This is a genomic window from Empedobacter sp. UBA7611 (genome assembly GCF_002484365.1).
Taxonomy (GTDB): Bacteria; Bacteroidota; Bacteroidia; order Flavobacteriales; family Weeksellaceae; genus Empedobacter; species Empedobacter falsenii_B.
Genome location: NZ_DLJR01000057.1, coordinates 34540 through 56262, shown reverse-complemented (window position 1 = coordinate 56262; position 21723 = coordinate 34540). Strand labels below are relative to the sequence as shown.

The window sequence follows — 21723 nt, the reverse complement described above, 5'->3', positions numbered from 1 at the left end:
CGTTTTATTCGGCTATTTTTTTCTTCTGTATATTTTATAATTTCAAATGAACTTCTCATTTAGCAAAACCTCTCGGTATTTGCGGTTGCAAAGGTAATACTTATTTTTTTAACTAACAAAATTTATTTTGATAAATTTTTAAAGTTTTTATTTCAACAAGTCAAATTTACTCTCACTTTCAAACTCCTTTCGGAATCGGATTGCAAAGGTAAGACTTATTTCAAAACTCTCAAATTTATTTTTAAATAATTTTGTCGCTATACAAGTCCTTATGTCAATTTCAATACTACTCGTCTTTCGTATTGGGATTGCAAATATACAACCCATTTTTCCGAACTTCCAAACATACTTTACATTTATTTTACATTCTTCCCTTAAGTTGCTGGTACGATGGGAAATATTTTTTGTTTTTTTTAGATGTGAGAAGTGAGATATTAGATTTTAGATTCTAAAACTTCGTTTTTACCGCAGAAAATGATTTGACGTTTTACTTTTCTTCCAAAAAAGAAAAGCAAAATGGATACTTTATGGTTATCGACTCGGGGAAAATTCTACTTCGTAGAATCTATTTATAAATAAAAAAAGCTCGAATAAATCGAGCTTCAGATAATTATTCATTTCATAATATTATACGAGATGTTCCAAAATTGTATTTAATTCTTGTAATTCGACCAAGAAACCATCGTGTCCAAAAATAGAATCTATTTCGATAAATTTTGCATTTGGAATATGATTCGCTATAAATTTTTGTTCCTTTGGGGGAAATAAAATATCCGAAGAAATTCCAATCACTAAAGTATTCGAAGAAATCTGAGCCAAAGATTTCTCTAAAGATTCTCTATTTCGAGCCAAGTTTTGTGAATCCATCGCTTTCGAAAGTGTCCAATAAGAATGTGCATTGAATCGATTTGCTAATTTTTCACCTTGATATTTTTGATAAGAAGACGCTTTGAAATCGTTGTAAACAGAATCCTCGTCTTTTTGCTTCTGTTCATATATAATATAGGTACGATAAGACAACATCGCAATTGTACGTGCTGCAATCAATCCATTTCTTCCTCCATTCTCAGTTTTATCGTTAAAAGTTGCATCTGCCTCGATAGCTAAACGCTGAGATTCGTTGAACGCAATTCCCCAAGGAGAATGTATTGCATTCGTCGCCAACAAAACTAAATTGTCCACTTTAACTTGATTCAGCAACGTAAATTCTAACGCTTGTTGACCACCGAGTGAACCACCAATTAATAAATGAATAGTCGAAATTCCTAAATGGTCTGCTAACAATTGATGCCCATTTGCCATATCTTTTATCGTAATTGTAGGAAAATCTCGATAATAAGGCGAATTTGTTTCAGGATTTGTAGACAACGGATTTGTTGTTCCATAATTAGAACCAATCACATTGGCACAAATAATAAAATGATCTTTTGGATTGAACAATTCATTTTCTCCAAAAAGACCAGCCCACCAATCAAAAACATCCGAGTTTGCCGTTAAAGCATGACAAACCCAGATGATATTATTTTTTTCGGGATTCAATGTTCCCGCTGTATGATAAGCAATGGTTAAATTTTCGAGAATTTGACCATTTTCTAATTCAAATGGTTTTGTATAATTATATTGATGAAAATTCACTGAATTAATTTATAGCTAAAATACTCCGTTTATTTAATTTTTTCAAAAGCTTGTTGAAGATCATTTTTGATATCATCAATATATTCAATTCCGACAGAAAGACGCAATAAACCAGGAAAAACTCCAGCAGATTTTTGTTCATCATCGCTCAGTTGTTGATGAGTTGTTGCAGAAGGATGAATAATTAACGATTTTGCATCGCCAACATTTGCCAAATGACTAATCAATTCTAAACTATCAATAAATTGATTCGCTTTGTCTGCATCACCTTTAATTTGGAATGATAAAACAGCTCCGAAACCATTTTTCAAATATTTTTTTGCCAAATGATGACTTGGAGAAGTAATTAATCCAGGATAATTCACTTTTTCAACTTGCGGATGAAGTTCTAACCAACGCGCAATTTCTAACGTATTGTCCAAATGTTTCTGAACTCTTAACGACAACGTCTCTAAACCTTGTAACAATAAAAAAGAATTGAACGGTGAAATTGCTGGACCAAAATCGCGCAAACCTTCGACGCGGGCACGAATAATAAACTGAATATTACCAAAAGGACCATTCACTCCAAAAACATCGGAAAAAACTAAACCATGATAACCTTCTGATGGTTCAGAAAATTGTGGAAATCTACCATTACCCCAATTATAATTTCCACCATCCACGATAACTCCACCGATAGAAGTTCCGTGTCCACCGATCCATTTTGTTGCAGATTCTACGACAACGTTTGCTCCATGCTCTAAAGGTTTGAAAATATAACCGCCCACACCAAACGTATTATCCACAATAAATGGAATGTTATATTTTTGTGCAATTGCAGCGATTGCTTCAAAATCTGGAACATTAAAACTCGGATTTCCTATCGTTTCTGCATAAATCGCTTTTGTATTTTCATCAATTAATGATTCAATTTTTGCTGGATCTGCATCTTCAGCAAAGCGAACATCAACACCTAAACGCTTAAAACCAACTTTGAATTGATTATATGTTCCGCCATAAAGATTAGAAGCCGAAACAAAATTATCTCCTGATTCTAAAATATTATTTAAAGCAATAAATTGTGCCGCTTGTCCCGATGAAACAGCTAATGCCGCAACACCACCTTCCAGCGCAGCAATACGTTTTTCGAAAACGTCAGTTGTTGGATTCTGAATTCTTGTGTAAATATTACCAAATTCTTTCAAAGCAAATAAATTTGCTCCGTGTTCGGCATCATTAAATACATAAGAAGATGTTTGATAAATTGGAACAGCGCGAGAGCCTGTTGATGGGTCTACTTCTTGACCTGCGTGTACTTGTAAAGTATCGAAATGTAATTGTTTTTCTGTTGACATAATAAAATTGTTTTGAATGTGACTACGATTAATAAATAGTAGGGTAGGTTAGTTAGCTAAAATTAGCAGCTGCACATTCGAATTTTACTATTGATACAATTATAGATGCTCTGAAGCAGGACGCCGTGTCCAAAAGAATGTTTTTTAGAATTGTACTTCATCTTTAAAAAAATTATTCATTTCTAACTACACTTTGTAGTTTTATATTTTATGTGAAATTAGAATAATTTTCTAAATAATAAAATTTATAATTAGTTTTTAGAAAATAAATCTATAAAATTGATTTAAAAAGAATATTCATGCCAAAAAGTTAAAAATATTTCTTTCGAAATCTATAAAAAGGATTTAAACAGAATAAAATTTGAAGTAAAAAAGAGAATATTAAGTAGAAAACATAAAAAAAGGAGATCAAAATTGATCTCCTTTTAAGTTTTATGATAAAAAAGTAATTAGTTTGCTAAAACGATTACTTTATTATTGTTCATTTCTATTGTTCCTCCTTTGATATCTAACAATAATGTAGATTCATTAGATGGAGAACTATAAACTTTTCCAGATTGATTATCGAAATCTTCGAAAGTTTTTGTGTGAACTTTAATTTTGATTGTTCCTTCACCTAAAGTTGCAACGATAGGAGCGTGGTTATTTAATAACTGAAATTCACCATCTTTACCTGGTAAAGTAACAGCATCTACTTCTGCATCGAAAACTACGAATTCTGGCGTAATAATTTGTAAGTGCATAATCCTATTGTTTTTAAAAAAAAGAGTACTTAGCAACTTTCAAAAAGAAAAGAAACGTAAGCACTCTTTATATGGTTAAATTATATTATTTAGCTTCTGCTAACATTTTTTCTCCAGCTTCAATCGCTTCTTCGATTGTACCACGTAAGTTGAATGCAGCCTCAGGATATTGGTCAACTTCACCATCTAAGATCATGTTGAATCCTTTGATTGTATCTTTGATGTCTACTAAAACACCTGGGATACCAGTAAACTGTTCTGCAACGTGGAATGGTTGAGATAAGAAACGTTGGATACGACGTGCACGGTGTACAACTAATTTATCCTCTTCTGATAACTCTTCCATACCTAAAATCGCGATGATATCTTGTAAAGCATTGTAACGTTGTAAGATTTCTTTTACACGTTGTGCTGTTTCGTAATGTTCTTTACCAATAATTGCTGGTGATAAGATACGAGATGTAGAGTTCAACGGATCTACCGCTGGGTAAATACCTAATGAAGCAATTTTACGATCTAATACCGTTGTAGCATCTAAGTGCGCGAAAGTCGTAGCTGGCGCAGGGTCAGTTAAATCATCGGCAGGTACATATACTGCTTGTACAGATGTAATAGATCCGTTTTTAGTAGATGTAATACGCTCTTGCATAGCTCCCATCTCAGTTGCTAATGTTGGCTGATAACCTACGGCTGATGGCATACGTCCTAATAAGGCAGAAACCTCAGAACCTGCTTGTGTAAAACGGAAAATATTATCTACGAAGAATAATACGTCACGTCCTTGACCTTGTCCATCTCCGTCACGGAAATATTCAGCTAATGTTAAACCTGTTAAAGCAACACGAGCACGTGCACCTGGAGGTTCATTCATTTGTCCGAAAACGAAAGCAGCTTTAGACTCTTTCATGTTTTCGCTGTTTACTTTAGATAAATCCCAAGATCCACCTTCCATAGAGTGCATGAAATCTTCACCATAATTAATTAATCCAGCTTCAATCATCTCACGCATTAAGTCATTACCTTCACGAGTACGCTCACCAACACCAGCGAATACAGATAAACCTCCGTGTCCTTTAGCGATGTTGTTCATCAACTCCTGAATTAATACTGTTTTACCTACTCCGGCACCTCCAAATAAACCAATTTTACCACCTTTTACATATGGCTCTACTAAGTCAATTACTTTAATCCCTGTAAATAAAACTTCTGCAGATGTTGATAATTCTTCGAATTTTGGAGCTGGACGGTGAATAGGTAAACCATTTTCTTTGTCTAAATTCCCTAAACCATCAATAGCATCTCCAACTACATTAAATACACGTCCTTTGATGTCTTCTCCGATAGGAACCATAATTGGTTTTCCTAAAGCGATAACTTCTTGACCTCTTTGTAAACCATCAGAACTATCCATTGCGATACAACGTACAGTATCTTCACCGATGTGTTGCTCGACTTCAAGAATTAATGTTTCTTTTCCTTGACGAGGAACCTCTAATGCATCATAAATATTTGGAAGGCCTTCTGCGTTATCAAAAATAACGTCAATTACAGGTCCAATAACCTGTGCAATCTTACCTTTCTTTTGATTTGCCATTATATGAAATGATTTAGTTTATTTTATTTGGGTGCAAAGGTAAGTTAAAAACATTGTATAATTTATATACTTTTTAAGATTTTTGTCATAATATTTTGATTAGTAATCAGAATATTACAATCAAAGGAAATTAAAAATAGATTTGAAGTTCGATTTGAAAGCCTTAATTTTGTGCAAAATCATTTTTAGTGAACGTTTATCAATCCTTAGAAGAAATCAAACCAATCAAACGTCCTGTCCTTACTTTGGGCATGTTTGATGGTGTGCACATTGGACACCAATCTATTCTAAAACAACTCAATACAATTGCAAAAGAAATTGATGGAAAAAGTGTTTTGATTACTTTTAATCCACATCCTCGAATGGTTTTACAACCAAATTGTGATCTTAAATTTTTGAACACTTTAGAGGAAAAAGAAAATGTTTTGCGTCAATTTGGGTTAGAACATTTGATTATTCAAGCGTTTACAAAAGATTTTTCGCAAGTAACTTCTGTCGAATTTGTCAAGAATTTATTGGTTGATAAAATTAATATTGATACGCTAGTGATTGGCTACGATCATCATTTCGGGAAAAATAGAGAAGGAAATTTTGAACAATTACAAGTTCTTTCGAAAAAATATGGTTTCAATTTGATTCAATTGCAAGCTGTCGAAGAAAATGATGTGGCGGTGAGTTCTACAAAAATTAGAAATGCACTTATCGAAGGAAATATCGCGTATGCGAATAAAGCGTTGAACTATCAATATCCGCTTTCTGGAGAAGTTGTTCATGGTGACAAAATTGGTCGTACACTTGGTTTTCCTACCGCTAATTTACAAGTTGATCCCAATAAATTAATTCCAAAAGATGGCGTTTATGCCGTTGATGTTTTTGTGGATAATCAAAAATATTTAGGTTTATTAAGCATCGGATTTAGAGAAACGGTTACCAATTCTCGTGAACATCGAGTAGAAGTGAATATTTTGGATTTTGATCGAGAAATTTATGGAGAAACAATTCGCCTTGAGTTTTTAGGTCATTTGCGAGATGAAAAGAAATTTAATTCGTTAGATGATTTAATTACAGCGATGAATCAAGACAAAGAAAATGCAATAAAATTGTACGGAAATAATTAAAAAAGGTTCGCTTTTAGCGAACCTTTTTTAGTATGACTACTTATTATAATATGTAAAAATTTCTTTTTTATTCTTTTCCAAAACTCCCAAAAGCGTAGCATCAACCTTTGGTTCGTTTGTCGTTAAAACAATTTTACTATTTACTTTCTCGAATGTAATGACAAGATTATTCGTTGTACTTTCAAATGAAATTTTATTTTTCAATTTCTTCTGTAATTTAAAATTCGTTCGTAAAATATCTGATTTTACTGTAAACTTCAAAGGTTTATAAACAATTGCAGATTTGTCAATCTCAGATTTTTTTGGTGAAACATCTAAAACCGAAGCTGTTTCTAACGAAGAATTTGCAGCGCGTGTTTCTGCAACAACCGTCATTTTCATCACATCAGAAGTATCTTTTAATTTAGCATTTTGTCTACTTACACCATTTGCGACTACAACACCAGAAGCTTTACTTGCTAACTTATCTGAAATGACTGAATCTTTTGTGTTACCAAAATTTTGACTATTTGCTTTAGCATATTGACCTTCTTTTTCTATGGAATCTAAAACCTTAGAACGAACTTCCATTGCTTGCGGTGCTGATAAATTAACTGGAGCATTTGGAGCGGACGCATTAGATAATTGAGGAAAATATCCTTCGTCAGCAATTGCGTCAGCAGAATGTCCTTCAATTACTTTATAAACAGGCTCTTTTGTAACTTCATCATTCTTTACTATTTCTAGAGGTTTTTCCAAATCTTTATCTTTCGATTCCAAAACCACTATTTCTTCTTGTTCAGTAGGTGATTGCTCAATAACTGGGGCATTTGTTTTGACAATTTCAAGTAAATTTTCTCTATTTTCAGTATTAATATTCTCGATAAAAAGTACAAAGTAAGGAATCGCAATCAACGCGAAAACAGCAGCAGAAAACCATACACTTGAAACAAATTCGCGAATAGGTTTCTTTTTCTTTTCCTCGTTCTGCAAACCAGATTCAATACGTTTCCACACCAAATCTCTCGGCTTTTCGCCGACAGTTTCGTTTCTTCTTGATCGAAATAAATCTTCTATTGGATCGTTTGTGTTCACGATAAACTTGATTTTATATTTTCATTCTTACTTAACATTTCCTTCAATTTCGTCTTCGCTAAATTAAGTTGCGATTTCGATGTTCCTTCTGTAATGCCCAAGCTTTCGGCAATTTCTTTGTGTTTATACCCCTCAATAACGTAGAGGGTAAACACGAGACGACAGCCTTCGGGCAGATAATCGAGGAGTTTCATCACATCATTTTCTTCTATTTGTTGCGAAGCTTCTTGATTAGATGAAATAGAAGAGGAGTAATCGTCAACATTGAGATGAAAAATTTTATTTTTCCGCAACTCCATCAAACATTCATTAATCATAATTCTTCGCATCCATCCTTCAAAACTTCCTTCGAACGAATAATATTCAAGATTCTGAAAAATCTTCAAAAATCCTTTTACCAACGCATCTTCCGCTTGTTGTATATCGGTAAAATAACGTTTACAAACCGCAAAAAATCGCGCATCATATTTTTCGTAAAGCAGCCGCTGTGCTTTCGAATCATTGCTGATACAAGCTTTTATGAGTTGTTTTTCGTCCAAAATACTTTTTCTTTCTTATTATTTAGATGCGAAAATTACGCTTCTGGTTGCTTTGATAGCGTAAAATATTTGTTAAAGTTCTGAAAACTTATTCATTAAACATAAAAAAAAGTCGCTACAAGAGCGACTTTATATTCATTTTTAATTGATTTTTTTATCCAACTAAATTATGTTTTACTAGATATTCTGCAATTTGAACCGCATTTGTAGCTGCACCTTTGCGTAAATTATCTGCAACAATCCAACAATTTAATGCATTTGGTTGAGATAAATCACGACGTATACGTCCTACAAAAACATCGTCTTTTCCTTCTGAATAGAAAGCCATTGGATAAGTATTTGTGTCTGGATTATCTTGTACTGTTACACCTTCCTGTTCTGCTAATAATTTGCGAACTTCGGCTAAATCAAAATCATTCTCAAATTCAATATTCACCGACTCCGAATGTCCTCCTTGCACAGGAACACGAACCGCAGTAGCAGTGATATTCATTTCGTCCACACGCATAATTTTACGAGGCTCACGCGTTAATTTCAATTCTTCTTTTGTATAACCTGTTTCTTCATCAAAAACATCACAATGAGGCAATGCATTTTTGAAGATTTGATATGGATAAACTTTCGCAACATCACGTCCTTCAATTTCTCCATTCAATTGTTCAACTGCATCTTTACCAGTTCCTGTAACCGATTGATACGTAGAAACAACAACACGTTTAATTCCATATTTTTTATGCAAAGGATTTAACACCATTACCAACTGAATTGTAGAACAGTTAGGATTTGCGATAATTTTATCATTTGTTGTTAAAATATCTGCATTGATTTCTGGTACAATCAACGGACGATCTGGATCCATTCTCCAAGCCGATGAATTGTCAATTACAGTTGTTCCAACTTCTGCAAACTTAGGCGCCCACTGTTTGGAAGTTTCTCCACCTGCTGAAAAGATTGCGATATCAGCTCGCATTTCTACAGCATCCTGCATTGATACAATTTTGTATTCTTTTCCTTTGTACTCAATAGTTTTTCCTATTGATCTTTCTGATGCTACTGGTATAATTTCAGTGATTGGAAAATTTCTTTCTTCCAAAACTTGGAGCATAACTCTGCCGACCATTCCGGTAGCGCCTACGACTGCTATTCTCATTTGTTTATTAAATAATGTATTATAAAATTTCGAATTGCTAATTTACTGATTATTTTGATACATTTTTCTCTCTTTCATAGGTTTAGCAATCAATTTGATATGATATATTTTATGTTATGATGTTAATTCAGGTTTTTGAACTTTTCCTCGAATTAAAATTTATAAATCTCTTTTTTATAAGAATTTTGAACACAAAAAAAGTGGAACAAATTGTTCCACTTTTTAAAATATTTTTGAAATAACCTTCAAATTTAGTCTTAAGCAAACTCGTTGTAAGCTGCTTTTAAGTTTTCTGCAATAGCTGCTGCAGAGTGCCCTTCGATGTGGTGACGCTCTAACATATGTACTAATTCACCATCTTTGAATAAAGCAACTGCTGGAGAACTTGGAGGAAATGGAGCAAAAAATTCACGTGCTTTTGCTACAGCATCTTTATCAAATCCTGCGAAAACTGTTGTTAAGTGTGTAGGAACTTTATCATTATCTAATGACATTACAACTCCTGGTCTTGCAGCACCTGCAGCACAACCACAAACACTATTTACCATTACCAAAGTTGTTCCTTCTTGTTTTATTGCTGCTTCTACTTGTTCTGGAGTAGTTAAATCTTCAAAACCATTAGAAGTCAACTGAGCCTTCATTGGCATTACTATTTCTGCTGGATACATATTGTTCTTTTTTTGTTTTAAATAAAAATAAATTATTTTCAAAGTTACATAATTCTAAAACTTTTTAGAATACTTACTTTTGCAGCAACAAATTTACATAGAATTTTGCAATATGAAATTGACTTTTGGTAAGAATGAGAAACTTAAAAGCAGAAAAGCATTCGATGAATTGTTTTCTGATGGAAAAACATTTGTTTCTCATCCGATTAGATTTGTCTACAAAATCAAGCCGAAAGCGGATTACAATATAAGGGTAGGAGTAAGTGTTGGAAAGAAAAAATTTAAATACGCAGTTGACCGAAATTTATTGAAACGCCGTGCTAAAGAAGCTTACAGATTAAATAAATTGTTACTTGAACCTAATGAAAACTATTCGGTTGATTTAGTGATGATTTATACTTCTACAAAACATCAACCTTTTGAAGTAATCGAACAATCTGTCAAAACTTTATTAGAAAAATTAAACGAAGCGATACAAACAAAAAAAGATTAATCCGAGGATTAATCTTTTTCATTTATTATAAGTTGTAAAACTGTTTATTTCTTAAGATTTGCCTGCAATCTGAAAAAACTAAAGTATACAGATACTAAAATTAATCCACAAACCGATGCTCCAATTCCTAAAACGCTACGAAAGTTTTCTTCAGCCATAAAACCAGCTTTATAATCCATCTCATATAGGTTGTAACCTAAACCTATCAACAAAACGATTGTCGCGATATAAATATATGTTTTCATTAGATAATGAATTTTTAAATTTTAATTTCATTCATAAACAATGCACCGATATTTGACGTAAATAATTTGATTGCGATTGACAATAAAATTACTCCAAATACTTTTTTCAGCACCGATAAAACTCCAGGTCCCATCCATTTTTCGAGTTTTCCTGCGAATTTCAGCACCAAATATACGATTAACATATTTAATATAATCGCAATCACAATGTTAATATCTGCAAACTGCGAACGAAGCGAAAGTACAGTTGTCAACGATCCTGCACCTGCAACTAACGGAAACGCAATAGGAACGATGGATGCAGAGTTAGATTCGACTCCTTTTTGGATTTCAATTCCCAAAATCATTTCGATAGCGATGATAAAAATCACAAAAGCTCCAGCAACGGCAAACGACTGAACATCAACACCAACTAATTTCAAAATTTTTGTTCCGAAAAATAAAAACGAAATCATCAAGATTCCTGCTGCGATAGACGCTTTTTCAGACTGAATATGCCCAACTTTGCTTCGAATTCCTACAATAATTGGAATACTTCCTAAGATATCGATAACTGCAAAAAGTACGGCGAAAGTTGTTCCGATTTGATTGAAAGAGAATTTCTGAAAAAATGATATTATATTTTCCATTCGTATTTAGTGATAATTAATTGGTTGATGCAAAAATAAAAGTTTTTATGAACAAATTTTCATAAAAAAGCAAGAAATCAATCTTAATCCAACCAATTCTTAAAATCTGTCACTTTTTCGCGACTCACAATCATATCTTGTTCGTTGTAAGTATTTAAAATTATTTTTAATCTAGAATTAGAATACATTGTAATTTCTTTAATCGAATCGATTTGAATAATTTGACTACGATTAATTCTAAAAAACTTTTTCGGGTCGATTTGTTCTTCCACTTTATCCAACGAAAAATCTACCAAATAATTTCGGTTTTCTTTTGTATGAATATACGTTGCTTTGTTTTCACTAAAAAAACATTCAATATTATCGATTTCTATAATTTTGATTGATGTTCCTATTTTAATCGAAAAACGTTCTTTAAATTTTTCTGTTTGATTATTTGAAAAAAAATTTTTCAATTCATTTAGATTAAAACTTGAAGATGCTTGCTGAAATTGTTTTTCAAATTTTTCAATTGCAAACTTCAATTCCTCTTCATCAACAGGTTTCAACAAATAGTCAACCGAATTTAATTTAAACGCTTTCAATACATATTCGTCATAAGCCGTCGTAAAAATAATCGCTGACGAAACATCAACTTGATTAAAAATCTCAAACGATAAACCATCTGATAACTGAATATCCAGAAAAATTAAATCTGGATTTGGATTCGTTTTCAACCACGCTACACTTTCTTCTACAGAATGCAACATTTCATGTATTTGATAACCCAATTTTTCTACACGTCGCTTTAATAAACGCGCAGCAGGCTTTTCATCTTCTATAATTAATATTTTCATCTTTTTTTAAGTTAGTTCACGAGTCGGTTTTCTCATAAAAATTTTATTCCAAACAAATAATAAAGCAAGTATAATGACAAAAATGATCAATGTTGCGAGATTTGTTTTTGCCATTAAAGCATGAATTGTTGCTGGAACAATAATCGATTTTGTTCGAATCGTTGAAAAGGTTAATACAAAAGAAAAAACAATGCACAATAACATGAAAATTCCAAAACCTCCAAATTGATCGAAATCTTTAAAAATTAGTAAATGCCAAACAGCCCAAAATACTCCTGTTACAATGCTTTTTATTATCCAAAATATATTTCCTAAAACATCGTTCAAATAACCTCTCCAGGTATATTCTTCAGCAATATCATAAAGCAACGTAACAGAAATAAAAATCGCTGCCCACAAATGTTTATTAATTCCGTAATCGTTATTTATCCCATAAATTGAATAACCAACGAGTAATATAAATGGAAAAATCAATGTTTTGAAACCTTCTTTTCCTAGAAGAGAGACTTCTTTTTTAACTTTAGAGAATTTATAGAAAAGTAAACTAATTAGAAAAATAATCAACCCATGATTCATATTCCAAGGCAGTTGAAAATCGACTAAACCTCCAAAAATCAATTGTAAAAAATTAGGACATTTACGAATCAGAAAAGTTCCGATTAATATCAATCCATAAAAAATAATTATTCTAACCCAATTTGTTTGCTTTATTTGATTTATAAAATTCATTTATTGCCACTTTTTATTTTGCTCTTTTTCCAAGATTTCTTTGGCTTTATTCTCTTCCCAACCAGAACCATACGCAAAAACTTTTACAGCATTTAGTGCAACGCCCAATCCCCAACCTAAAACTGGCCAATAAAACCACCAATGTCCATTATTTGTAACTAAATTCAGAATAAAAAAGAATAAACTCATTACAACATAAGTTCCTAAATGCGCATAAAACTTTTTCAATTCTTTTGCACGCTCTATTGCACGTAAATAAGCTTGTTGTTCGTCAAAATTTTGTGTATTCATAGTTGTATTTTTTTGTGTTAATATGGGAAGTTCTACACGAAATAGTTGTTCATTTTTTTCGATGTTCACTTCTCGGTTAGAAATTAATTGATAACGATTAATAATATTTTTCAGCCCAATTCCTGTCGAATCTTTAATGGTTTCTTTTGGTTGAAAAGAGTTTTCAATGATCAAATAATTATCTTTTTTATAAATCTTAATTTTAAGAGGTTTTTGATCAGATACAATATTGTGTTTAATCGTATTTTCTAATAAAATCTGCAAAGAAAGTGGTACAATAAATTCGGTTTCAGAGAAAGTTATTTGTTCAATTTCGAAATCGATGCTATTTTCAAATCTTAATTTTAGAAGGTTGACATAGGTTTTTGCAAAATTTATTTCTTCTTGAATCGACACAACTTCTTTGTCTTTTTGTTCTAAAACATATCGATAAATCTTAGAAAGCGATGTTGTAAAATCTATCGCATTATCTGGATTTTCTTCAATCAAACCAGTTAAAACATTCAAACTATTGAATAAAAAATGTGGGTCTAATTGATTTTTTAAAGTTTCGAATTGTGCCGTTGCTGTTTCTGCTTTTGTTGATTCTATGACAATTTTACGTTCTAATTTATTTTTTTTTCGATCGATAATAAAGAATAAAAACAAAAAGAAAACCGTGATAACTGCAACTAAAAGATAATTGATCGATTGATCGTAAAAAATATATTTCTGCAAAAGGAGATTCGCAAACTCCACGAATACATAATACAATACCAACGTATAAATAATAGAACGTAAAAAATACTTTCTTAAAACTTTTTCTGGTTTAGGCGAATCTGGTACATCTGTTCTATATTCATTAAAAACGCTTGTATTCACAAAAGATGCTGCAACACTGAACGAAAAATATCCGATAAAATATTTGATAGCTTCTGGATGAAAAAATTGATTGAATGATACATTTGGAGATGTAAAAAATATCACGCTATAAATCAAAACATTGATTACAAATAGAATCAAAATATTACGAACAATTAACTTTTTGTCAGAAACAATAATTCCCTCAATGAATTTGTAAACAATAAATCCTAAGGCTATAAATTTCGTAGAATGACCAACTAATTTACCTAACTCAAAAGATGATGTTATAGGATATACCGATTCACTTTCATTTAAAATATATATAAATAATATCAATGAAATTAGAATAGAAAAAATTGTTATTAATCTTTTATTATATGGTTCCATATCAAGCAATCAAATTAATTAACCAAAAAATAATTTCGTGAATAAATTGTGCAACTAAAGCTATCATTATAGTACGTTTTTACATTCGTTATTCAACAAGGCTTCGGCACGATCTTTTCCCCATATCGGTTCATTATTCTTTGGCTTTTCAGTATCGAATAAAGCTAAAGATTTTTTTACATTTTTACAATCTTGTGTAATATCCATTCCGCTATATTTTGCAGCATTGATATTGAACTCAGCCAAACCTAAAACAGAACGCGGATTAGTAGGGTTTAACATCAACGATTTTTGATAGATTTGTACTACTTCTGGATAATAAATTGCTCCATTTTGCATTGGATTCTGCACAATTTCTGCTGTTAAATACAAGGCTTTTAAATTGAGAATTTCTACATTTAATGGATTATTTCTGACTAAATCATCGATTTGAGTTTTTACATTCAAAAGAATTTCTTCATTTTTAGTAATATCTTTTGATTCGAACGTTTTCAAAACTTCAGAAAAAGTCAAGTAATATTTAGGCAACCATTCATTTGGATAATCATTTATTAATTGCTTAAAATTAGCTTCAGAAGAATGATTTCCTTTGTTCCATTCCGTTAAAGTTTTATTCATATCTGATTCAAAATTCTTTTGTGCAAAAGTTGATACAGTGAATAAAATTGCGATTGTTAAGAAAACTGTTTTTATCATTTATGTTTTTTTATTTGTTGAGTCAAAGTTCTTACAAACACTTCTTGTTTGAAATTATATGTTACCGAATTGTCAATTTTTGAGGATGAGTTGTAAGGACAAAAATAAAAGGGACAACTCAAAACTGAGATTGTCCCTTTTACTATCTAAAAAACTTGAAATTTATTTTCGTAATAATTCTTCGGAAATATTTTGCGTAGCTTCGAAAACTTCTTCTAAATTTTGATGCAAACCACCAAAGGCATATTTAGCTTGTCGTGCGTTGTTCAGCAACAATTTCCATTGTTCTACGGCTAATTCACTAACACCATTTTCGATCAATTTATTTGCAATCACCTCGTCAGAAAAATGAGCTAAATCTGTATTCGTTTTTAATAGCGCAGCATTACACAAAATATTTTCTTGTAATTGATAAAAATCTTTTTGGTCTTCAACGTTTATTTTTTGCTTCAATTCATCTAATTCAGCAGAAATTTGACTCGAATTTATCGTTGGTTTTTCAACCAAAGTAAACTTTTGGGTTTCTGTTTTTGGTTGGTATGATTCAAAATTATTTTGCTCGTTAAGAGGTTTTATTTTTGGTTCAATTTTTTGTTTTTGTGTCGGGTTATTTTTCTTTCTCATCAAAAATAAACTTCCAGCACTCAATGCAATTACACCACCAGTTAACCACAACCAACCGCTTTTTCCTTCTTTCACATCGTTCGTCATTTCTTCTATTTTATCAGAAATTGTCGAATCTGGTGAATTAGAAGCCACAGCCGTTGCAGAAGAAGTTTTAGAACCTGAAACAGACAAATTAATCGAATCTGATTTCAAGGTTACATATTTCTCTTTAACAGGATCGAAATAACTAAATTCTACAGGCGAAATCGTATATTCTCCTCCAAAATTTGGGACAAGAACTGTTTGCTCAGCAACTTTTCCTTTCATTCCTGTATCATAGGTTTTATATGCATCGCGTTTTTTCGGTGCGAATTTTTCTAAATTTTTTGGCGTCGTAATTTCAGGTAAATTAATCGTATTAAAGTTTCCTGTTCCAATAATTTCAACATCAAAATTTACACTTTCATTGGTTGCAACTTCTTTTTTATCAACCGAAGCGTTCATTTTAAATTGACCAACTGCACCGCTAAAATTCTTTGGCTTTCCTTCTTCTGGAAGTGCTTTTGCATTAATCACAACTGGATTACTACGCACTTCTACAGGCTCCGCTCCATACGTTGTTTGCAACACCACATCTACCGAAAACGGATCGATTTCTATCTTTCCTGGTTTTTGAGGAAAAACATAATAACGTGCAATTTCTTCGGAGAAATATTGTTTTCCTCCAACAATTTCTTGCTTGATATTTTCGGGAGAGCTTTTTACAATTTTCGGGCTTAATCCGTCTAAATTTCCTTGACGAAAGTTTTGTTTACGATTAAGATAAGATAAATCTTTTACGTATAATTTTACTGATAAACCAACTTGTTCGTTCACATAAGGATTCGTTTTCGAAACTTTACTTTGTAGAAAAACAGGCTGCGAAGTATTACTTCTAAAATTGTTGTGCGTCAACCCCGTTCCTTTCACTACAACATCGACAGGTTTCGATGTATAGGTTTTTCCATTAATCACAATTTTAGCAGCTCCAATTCGATATTTACCTTCTTTTTCAGCAACAAAAGCAAGGATAATTCCTTCTTCTATCACTCCTTTTCCATTCACATAAGAAACATTTTGCGAGCGTTGTTCACCTACAATTTGTAATCCATTATGTGGAGGATATTTCATTGGTTGATCAATCGAATAACTATCTGTATTAGATTCGATAAAAAAGCCCACGCTAAATGCTTCTCCTAAACTGACCTGTGTTTTATCTGCATCAGATTTAAAAGAAATTTGTTGTGCTAACGCTGTGATAGACGTTAAGGCAAACACTAAAAAGCTATTTAAAACGCTTGTCGTTGTCATTACCAATCCTTAGATGTTGTTGTTCGTTGTTTTTCTGCTTTTTGTTGAATAATTTTTCGTTGGGTTTTGGCTTCCTGATTTTGCAATGCTTTTAGCAAACCGTCTCCCAAATTATTCTTTGCATTATCTTGTTCTTTTCCGTCTCCATTATTTCCTTGTTTGATTTCTGGAGATTGATTATTTCCTTGTCCTTTATTGTTTCCATTTTCACCACCAGCTTTCGGGTTTCCTCCTTGATTTTGCTGTTTCTGCTGATCAGATTGTTGTTGTTGAGATTGATTCTGATTCTGATTTTGCTTTTGGTTATTTTGGTTTTGTTGATTCTGTTTATTTTGCTGCTGTTGTTGTTTTTGCTGATTACTTTGATCTTGTTTGTTTTGATCTTTATTATCCTTATTATTTTGATCTTTTTGTTTCTCACGTTCTTTTTCTAACATTTTTTTTGCTAATGCATAGTTGTAACGTGTTGCATCATCTTTTGGATCATTTCGTAAGGCTTGTTTGTAATTATCAACAGCATTTTGATAATCTTTTTCCTGCATAAAAGCATTTCCTAAATTGTGATAAGCCAAATGTTTATCATTATTCGTTTTAGATACTTCAGCAGAACGTTTGTAATGCGCTATACTTTCTTTGTAACGTTTTTGTTGAAATAAAGCATTTCCTAAATTGTAATTTGCTTTGACAGAAGTTGGATCTTCCATGGTAGCTTTCTTGTAGGCAACTTCTGCATTATCAAATTTTCCTTTTTGATAATACTCGTTTCCTTCAATAATGTAGCTTTTCGCTTTCGATTGACTATAACCAAAAACGGATAAAAGCATTATTCCTAAAAATCCTATTTGTTTTAAAAAGTACATCATTTTACCATACAAACTTACTATTTCTTTTTGTTAAAAATCTTATATTCAGATGTTAATAATTCCACAAAAAGTAAACAAACCGCAACCGCTAAAAACCACTGATAAATATGATTCATATCTCTTGTTGTAGAGTTAGCAATTTCGTTTTTATCTAATCGGGCTTTATACATTGATAATGCGGATAATGCATCTTGCGTATTATCCAAATGAATGTAAGTTCCGTTTGTATCTTGTGCCAATTTGCGAAGATTTTTATCTTCTAATTTTGTAATAACTATAGAACCTGTTTCGTCCTTTTTATAGTCTTCGGCGTAGCCATTGTAATACATCGGAATTGGAGCTCCTTTATCTGTTCCAACACCAACTGATACAATATGAATTCCGTTATCTTTTGCTATTTTAGAAGCTTGATTAACTGTATTTTCGTTGTCTTCTCCATCCGAAATTAGTACAATTAATTTACTTGTATTCGCCGATCCTTTGAATGTTTTTGCAGCTTCCTGAATCGCATTTAAGTAATTTGTTCCTTGACTCGAAATTAACTCAGTATTAACATTTTGCAAATAACTTTCGATTGCAGCATAATCATTTGTCAATGGAGAAATGGTATAAGCATTCGCCGCAAACGCAACCAAAGAAGCTCGATCTCCACCTAATTGATGTAATGTTTCTGTGATTAATTTTGTTGCTTTTTCTAATCGAGAAGGAGCAACATCTTGCGCATTCATCGAACTTGATAAATCTAACAAGAAAACCATATCAATTCCTTCGCGCTTTACTTGCACATCTCGTTCACCATAAAGTGGATCCATCAATGCAATCACCATTAAAAATAAAGCCACACAAAATGCAATGATTTTGAAGCCATAACGCTTTGAAGATGTGATTGGAAAAACAAATGGAAATAATTCTTTATCTGCAAATGTTTTCTTTACACGTTCGCGCCATTGAAATACTGTTATCGATAGAAAAATAACGACAAACAATAAAATCATCAACCAAATATTATGTAATTCTCCCCACTGCATTAGATTAATTCTTTAAAAACGGTTCTTCGTAAAATGGCTTCTAATACCAAAAGGATGAATGCAGGTAATAAGAATCGTGCAAACAATTCGGTATAATTATAATATTTGACTTCGTTAATTTCTGTTTTTTCAAGTTTATCAATTTCGTTATAAATATTTTTCAAACTTTCATTATTCGTTGCTCGGAAATATAAACCTCCCGTTTTATCAGCAATTTGTTCTAACAATTTTTCATCAATTTGTACAGGACGCATATCAAAAACATAATCACCTAACATATCGTAACCATAAGGCATAGGTGCCATTCCGTTTGTCCCAATACCGATTGTATATACTTTAATTCCCTTTTCAGCTGCAATATCAGCAGCTTGTCTTGGCGAAACATACATTAAATCTCCAGAAGGATTTACACTTTCAACACCATCTGTAATCAAAATAACTACTTTAGATTTTGCCTTACTATTTTTGAGATGATTAACAGCTGTTGCTAAACCAACTCCAATTGCTGTTCCATCAGCTAAACTACCTGAATGTAACATTTCGATTTCTTGCGTCAAAACATCACGATCTGTTGTTAATGGAACACGTGTCAAAGCTTCTCCAGAATATTCGACCAAACCAACTCTGTCCGTTTTTCTTCCAATTGAAAAGTCTTTTGCAACTTCTTTTAACGCTGTTAAACGATCTGGTTTCAAATCGCGTGCTAACATACTCAACGAAGTATCTACAGTCAATAAAATATCAACTCCTTCGTCCGATTTTACTTTTGTTGTAACATCTACATAACGTGGACGAGCCAAGGCAACAATGCACAAAGCCATTGCGATAATTCGCATCAAAAATAAAAGTGGTTTGTACGTCGCTAACGAACTTTTTGCACCTCCAAATGCTTTGAGCGAAGGTAATTTTAAGGATGCTTTTTTCTGGCTCGTTTTGCGAATTTCTCTGAAAATAAAGAAAGGCAAAGCAAGCAATAAGAGTAAGATCCAAGGATTTTGAAACTCAAAATTTAGCATTCCTAATTGTTATTAAACTGTTTATATTTTTCTCCCGTCACTTGATCTTTTTTCAAATCTTCGTTCTCCGGAATTTCTAATGGTTTTACACGATCTACAAATTCATCTACCCAATTTCGATGCGAAATATTTGTTGGTTCATCAAATTCTTGTTTGGCGAATTTTACCAAATCAGCATCGAACAAAAATTGTTTAAATTTCTGTACATCTTCTGGTAAAACATCTGGTTTTGTCGCAACATATTTTACTAAATCATCCGACAAAATTTCTAATGCAGAAAAGTTATAAATACGTCCTAAATATCGTCTTACAATAAATGATAATTGCGTGTAATATTCTTTTTGTTCGCCTCGTTTCAAATATTTCTTGGCATCCAACGCTTTTAAACTTGCTTTCGCTTCGTCATAAGGCGTTTTGTACGAATCTTTGCCAGATAATTTCGATTTTGCGCGAACATATAATACAACCAAAACAATTCCGATGATAAATAAAATCAACGCAATAATGCCGTACAACCAATATTTATTCCAATAATCTCCAATAGAATATTCTTCTTCCATCACAGGTTTTATCGGGAAAATTGCATTTTTCGTTGTATCAATTGCAATATCTTGAATATCAATTTCGAGTTGTTTTGTTGTTAAATCTTTTCCATTTTTCTGAATGATAAATGATGGAATATTAAATTTACCTGCATCATATCCAGTCAATTCTAAATGTTGAACAATTTCAGATTTTCCATCCGTTTTTACAGTGTCAATTTTTTGACCTAAAACTTCGATGTGATGATTAATTGAATCTGAAATCGTAGGAAAAACAACTTTATCTCCTTCTTTGTAATCAATTTTCAATTCATATTGGATTGGCTCGCCAATTTTGATTGTCGTGCGATCCAATTTTGGCGTAATTTCTTGCGCAAATGAAAATTGAAGGATAAAAAAACTTACTAAAAGCAATAAATTCTTCATTAGGCTTTATGACTTTTAAAGTAGTTTAACAATGGGCGAACATAATCTTCGTCGGTACGAATACTGATTGCGCCTGAATGATTTTTCTTGAAAATAGATTGATAACGTTGATCTAAATCACGATAATATTGCGCATATTGTTGACGCAATTTCTTCGATGAAGTATCTATCAAGCGGATTTCGCCTGTTTCGTTATCTTGCACATGAACCAAACCTACATCTGGAAAAGATTGTTCTTTTTCATCATAAACTCTAATTCCAGTCACATCATGTTTTTTTGCTACGATTCGCAACGCTTTTTCATAATCAGACGAATCAATAAAATCTGAAAGAATAAAAACATTTGATTTTCGGCGAACCAAATTCATAAATGTTTCCAAAGTCTCTGCTAAATCAGTTTTCTTACTTTTTGGCTCATACGAAACAATTTCTCTCACCAAACGCAACACATGTTGTTTTCCTTTTTTGGGTGGAATAAATTTCTCCACTTGATCCGAATATAATATCAAACCAACTTTATCATTATAAGTAATTGCCGAAAAAGCCAATGTAGCGCTCAATTCAGCAATTGTTTCCATTTTAATTTGTTTTCGTGTTCCAAAGTTTTCAGAATTCGAAACATCAACCAATAAAAACATGGTTAATTCTCGTTCTTCTTCAAAAACTTTTACATAAGGTTCGCTGTATCGAGCCGTTTTATTCCAGTCGATATTACGAACGTCATCACCGTATTGATAAGGACGAATTTCACTAAAAATCATACCTCTTCCTTTGAATGAACTGTGATATTCACCCATAAAAAGGTTGCTCGCTTTGCGCTTGCTTTTTAGCTCAATACGTTTTACACGTTTGATGATTTCTTTTGCATCCAAAGTTTAAATGATT

The 21723-nt window shown here is 32.1% G+C and carries 22 protein-coding genes; 2 read left to right on the top strand and 20 right to left on the bottom strand.

Features of this window, described 5'->3' with window-relative positions; translation table 11 throughout:
- Positions 1-627: 627 nt before the first annotated feature.
- From B3R94_RS09970 to atpD, 4 genes are all read right to left on the bottom strand, one after another.
- Positions 628-1635: a homoserine O-acetyltransferase family protein gene (locus B3R94_RS09970; protein WP_291100520.1), complete on the bottom strand. Its 1008-nt coding sequence runs from the start codon at positions 1633-1635 to the stop codon at positions 628-630.
- Positions 1636-1664: 29 nt separating this feature from the next.
- Positions 1665-2972, bottom strand: coding sequence for an O-acetylhomoserine aminocarboxypropyltransferase/cysteine synthase family protein (locus B3R94_RS09965; protein ID WP_291100517.1), 1308 nt, complete (start codon positions 2970-2972; stop codon positions 1665-1667).
- A 449-nt stretch (positions 2973-3421) separates the two neighbouring features.
- A complete protein-coding gene (locus B3R94_RS09960) occupies positions 3422-3715 on the bottom strand; it encodes a F0F1 ATP synthase subunit epsilon (RefSeq protein ID WP_038336143.1) in 294 nt (97 codons plus the stop codon).
- An 85-nt stretch (positions 3716-3800) separates the two neighbouring features.
- Complete coding sequence (gene atpD, locus B3R94_RS09955) at positions 3801-5309, bottom strand: F0F1 ATP synthase subunit beta (RefSeq protein WP_038336144.1); 1509 nt, start codon at positions 5307-5309, stop codon at positions 3801-3803.
- 188 nt (positions 5310-5497) lie between these two features.
- Here atpD and B3R94_RS09950 point away from each other — a divergent pair, with 188 nt between their 5' ends.
- A complete protein-coding gene (locus B3R94_RS09950; RefSeq protein ID WP_291100514.1) occupies positions 5498-6427 on the top strand; it encodes a bifunctional riboflavin kinase/FAD synthetase in 930 nt (309 codons plus the stop codon).
- Between the two features lie 36 nt (positions 6428-6463).
- Here the strand turns inward: B3R94_RS09950 and B3R94_RS09945 are convergent, their stop codons facing one another.
- From B3R94_RS09945 to B3R94_RS09930, 4 genes are all read right to left on the bottom strand, one after another.
- Entirely contained in the window at positions 6464-7501 is a 1038-nt protein-coding gene (locus tag B3R94_RS09945) for a hypothetical protein (RefSeq protein ID WP_291100512.1), read from the bottom strand.
- Complete coding sequence (locus B3R94_RS09940; RefSeq protein WP_291100509.1) at positions 7498-8040, bottom strand: RNA polymerase sigma factor; 543 nt, start codon at positions 8038-8040, stop codon at positions 7498-7500. The genes B3R94_RS09945 and B3R94_RS09940 overlap by 4 nt, the downstream gene beginning before the upstream one ends.
- A gap of 154 nt (positions 8041-8194) precedes the next feature.
- On the bottom strand, positions 8195-9190 hold the full coding sequence (locus B3R94_RS09935) for an aspartate-semialdehyde dehydrogenase (RefSeq protein ID WP_038336152.1): 996 nt from the start codon (positions 9188-9190) through the stop codon (positions 8195-8197).
- 257 nt (positions 9191-9447) lie between these two features.
- On the bottom strand, positions 9448-9858 hold the full coding sequence (locus B3R94_RS09930) for a BrxA/BrxB family bacilliredoxin (RefSeq protein ID WP_038336154.1): 411 nt from the start codon (positions 9856-9858) through the stop codon (positions 9448-9450).
- A 112-nt stretch (positions 9859-9970) separates the two neighbouring features.
- Here B3R94_RS09930 and rnpA point away from each other — a divergent pair, with 112 nt between their 5' ends.
- On the top strand, positions 9971-10351 hold the full coding sequence (rnpA, locus tag B3R94_RS09925) for a ribonuclease P protein component (protein ID WP_038336156.1): 381 nt from the start codon (positions 9971-9973) through the stop codon (positions 10349-10351).
- A gap of 44 nt (positions 10352-10395) precedes the next feature.
- Here rnpA and B3R94_RS09920 read toward each other — a convergent pair whose 3' ends face one another.
- The 12 genes from B3R94_RS09920 to B3R94_RS09865 form a co-directional block, all read right to left on the bottom strand.
- Positions 10396-10596, bottom strand: a complete 201-nt coding sequence (locus B3R94_RS09920; protein WP_125350576.1) for a hypothetical protein — start codon at positions 10594-10596, stop codon at positions 10396-10398.
- Between the two features lie 14 nt (positions 10597-10610).
- Entirely contained in the window at positions 10611-11225 is a 615-nt protein-coding gene (locus B3R94_RS09915) for a MarC family protein (protein ID WP_114998639.1), read from the bottom strand.
- Positions 11226-11308: 83 nt separating this feature from the next.
- Positions 11309-12061 carry a LytR/AlgR family response regulator transcription factor gene (locus B3R94_RS09910; RefSeq protein ID WP_291100506.1) on the bottom strand — a complete coding sequence of 251 codons (753 nt, stop codon included), beginning with the start codon at positions 12059-12061 and terminating at the stop codon, positions 11309-11311.
- A 6-nt stretch (positions 12062-12067) separates the two neighbouring features.
- On the bottom strand, positions 12068-12790 hold the full coding sequence (locus tag B3R94_RS09905) for a CPBP family intramembrane glutamic endopeptidase (RefSeq protein ID WP_280049785.1): 723 nt from the start codon (positions 12788-12790) through the stop codon (positions 12068-12070).
- Positions 12791-14260 carry a histidine kinase gene (locus B3R94_RS09900; protein WP_291100503.1) on the bottom strand — a complete coding sequence of 490 codons (1470 nt, stop codon included), beginning with the start codon at positions 14258-14260 and terminating at the stop codon, positions 12791-12793.
- Positions 14261-14377: 117 nt separating this feature from the next.
- Positions 14378-15007: a hypothetical protein gene (locus B3R94_RS09895; RefSeq protein ID WP_052217862.1), complete on the bottom strand. Its 630-nt coding sequence runs from the start codon at positions 15005-15007 to the stop codon at positions 14378-14380.
- Positions 15008-15169: 162 nt separating this feature from the next.
- Positions 15170-16963: a BatD family protein gene (locus B3R94_RS09890; RefSeq protein ID WP_291100499.1), complete on the bottom strand. Its 1794-nt coding sequence runs from the start codon at positions 16961-16963 to the stop codon at positions 15170-15172.
- Positions 16963-17826 carry a tetratricopeptide repeat protein gene (locus B3R94_RS09885; protein ID WP_291100495.1) on the bottom strand — a complete coding sequence of 288 codons (864 nt, stop codon included), beginning with the start codon at positions 17824-17826 and terminating at the stop codon, positions 16963-16965. Before B3R94_RS09885 ends, B3R94_RS09890 begins: the two co-directional genes overlap by 1 nt.
- Before the next feature lie 17 nt (positions 17827-17843).
- A complete protein-coding gene (locus B3R94_RS09880) occupies positions 17844-18854 on the bottom strand; it encodes a vWA domain-containing protein (protein ID WP_125350569.1) in 1011 nt (336 codons plus the stop codon).
- Positions 18854-19870, bottom strand: coding sequence for a vWA domain-containing protein (locus B3R94_RS09875; protein ID WP_114998629.1), 1017 nt, complete (start codon positions 19868-19870; stop codon positions 18854-18856). Before B3R94_RS09875 ends, B3R94_RS09880 begins: the two co-directional genes overlap by 1 nt.
- 2 nt (positions 19871-19872) lie before the next feature.
- Positions 19873-20838 (bottom strand): BatD family protein, encoded by a 966-nt coding sequence (locus B3R94_RS09870; RefSeq protein WP_114998627.1) that lies wholly within the window; start codon positions 20836-20838, stop codon positions 19873-19875.
- The gene (locus tag B3R94_RS09865; protein WP_125350567.1) at positions 20838-21710 is read right to left on the bottom strand and encodes a DUF58 domain-containing protein; all 873 of its coding nucleotides are present in this window, start codon (positions 21708-21710) and stop codon (positions 20838-20840) included. Before B3R94_RS09865 ends, B3R94_RS09870 begins: the two co-directional genes overlap by 1 nt.
- Between the last annotated feature and the right edge of the window lie 13 nt (positions 21711-21723).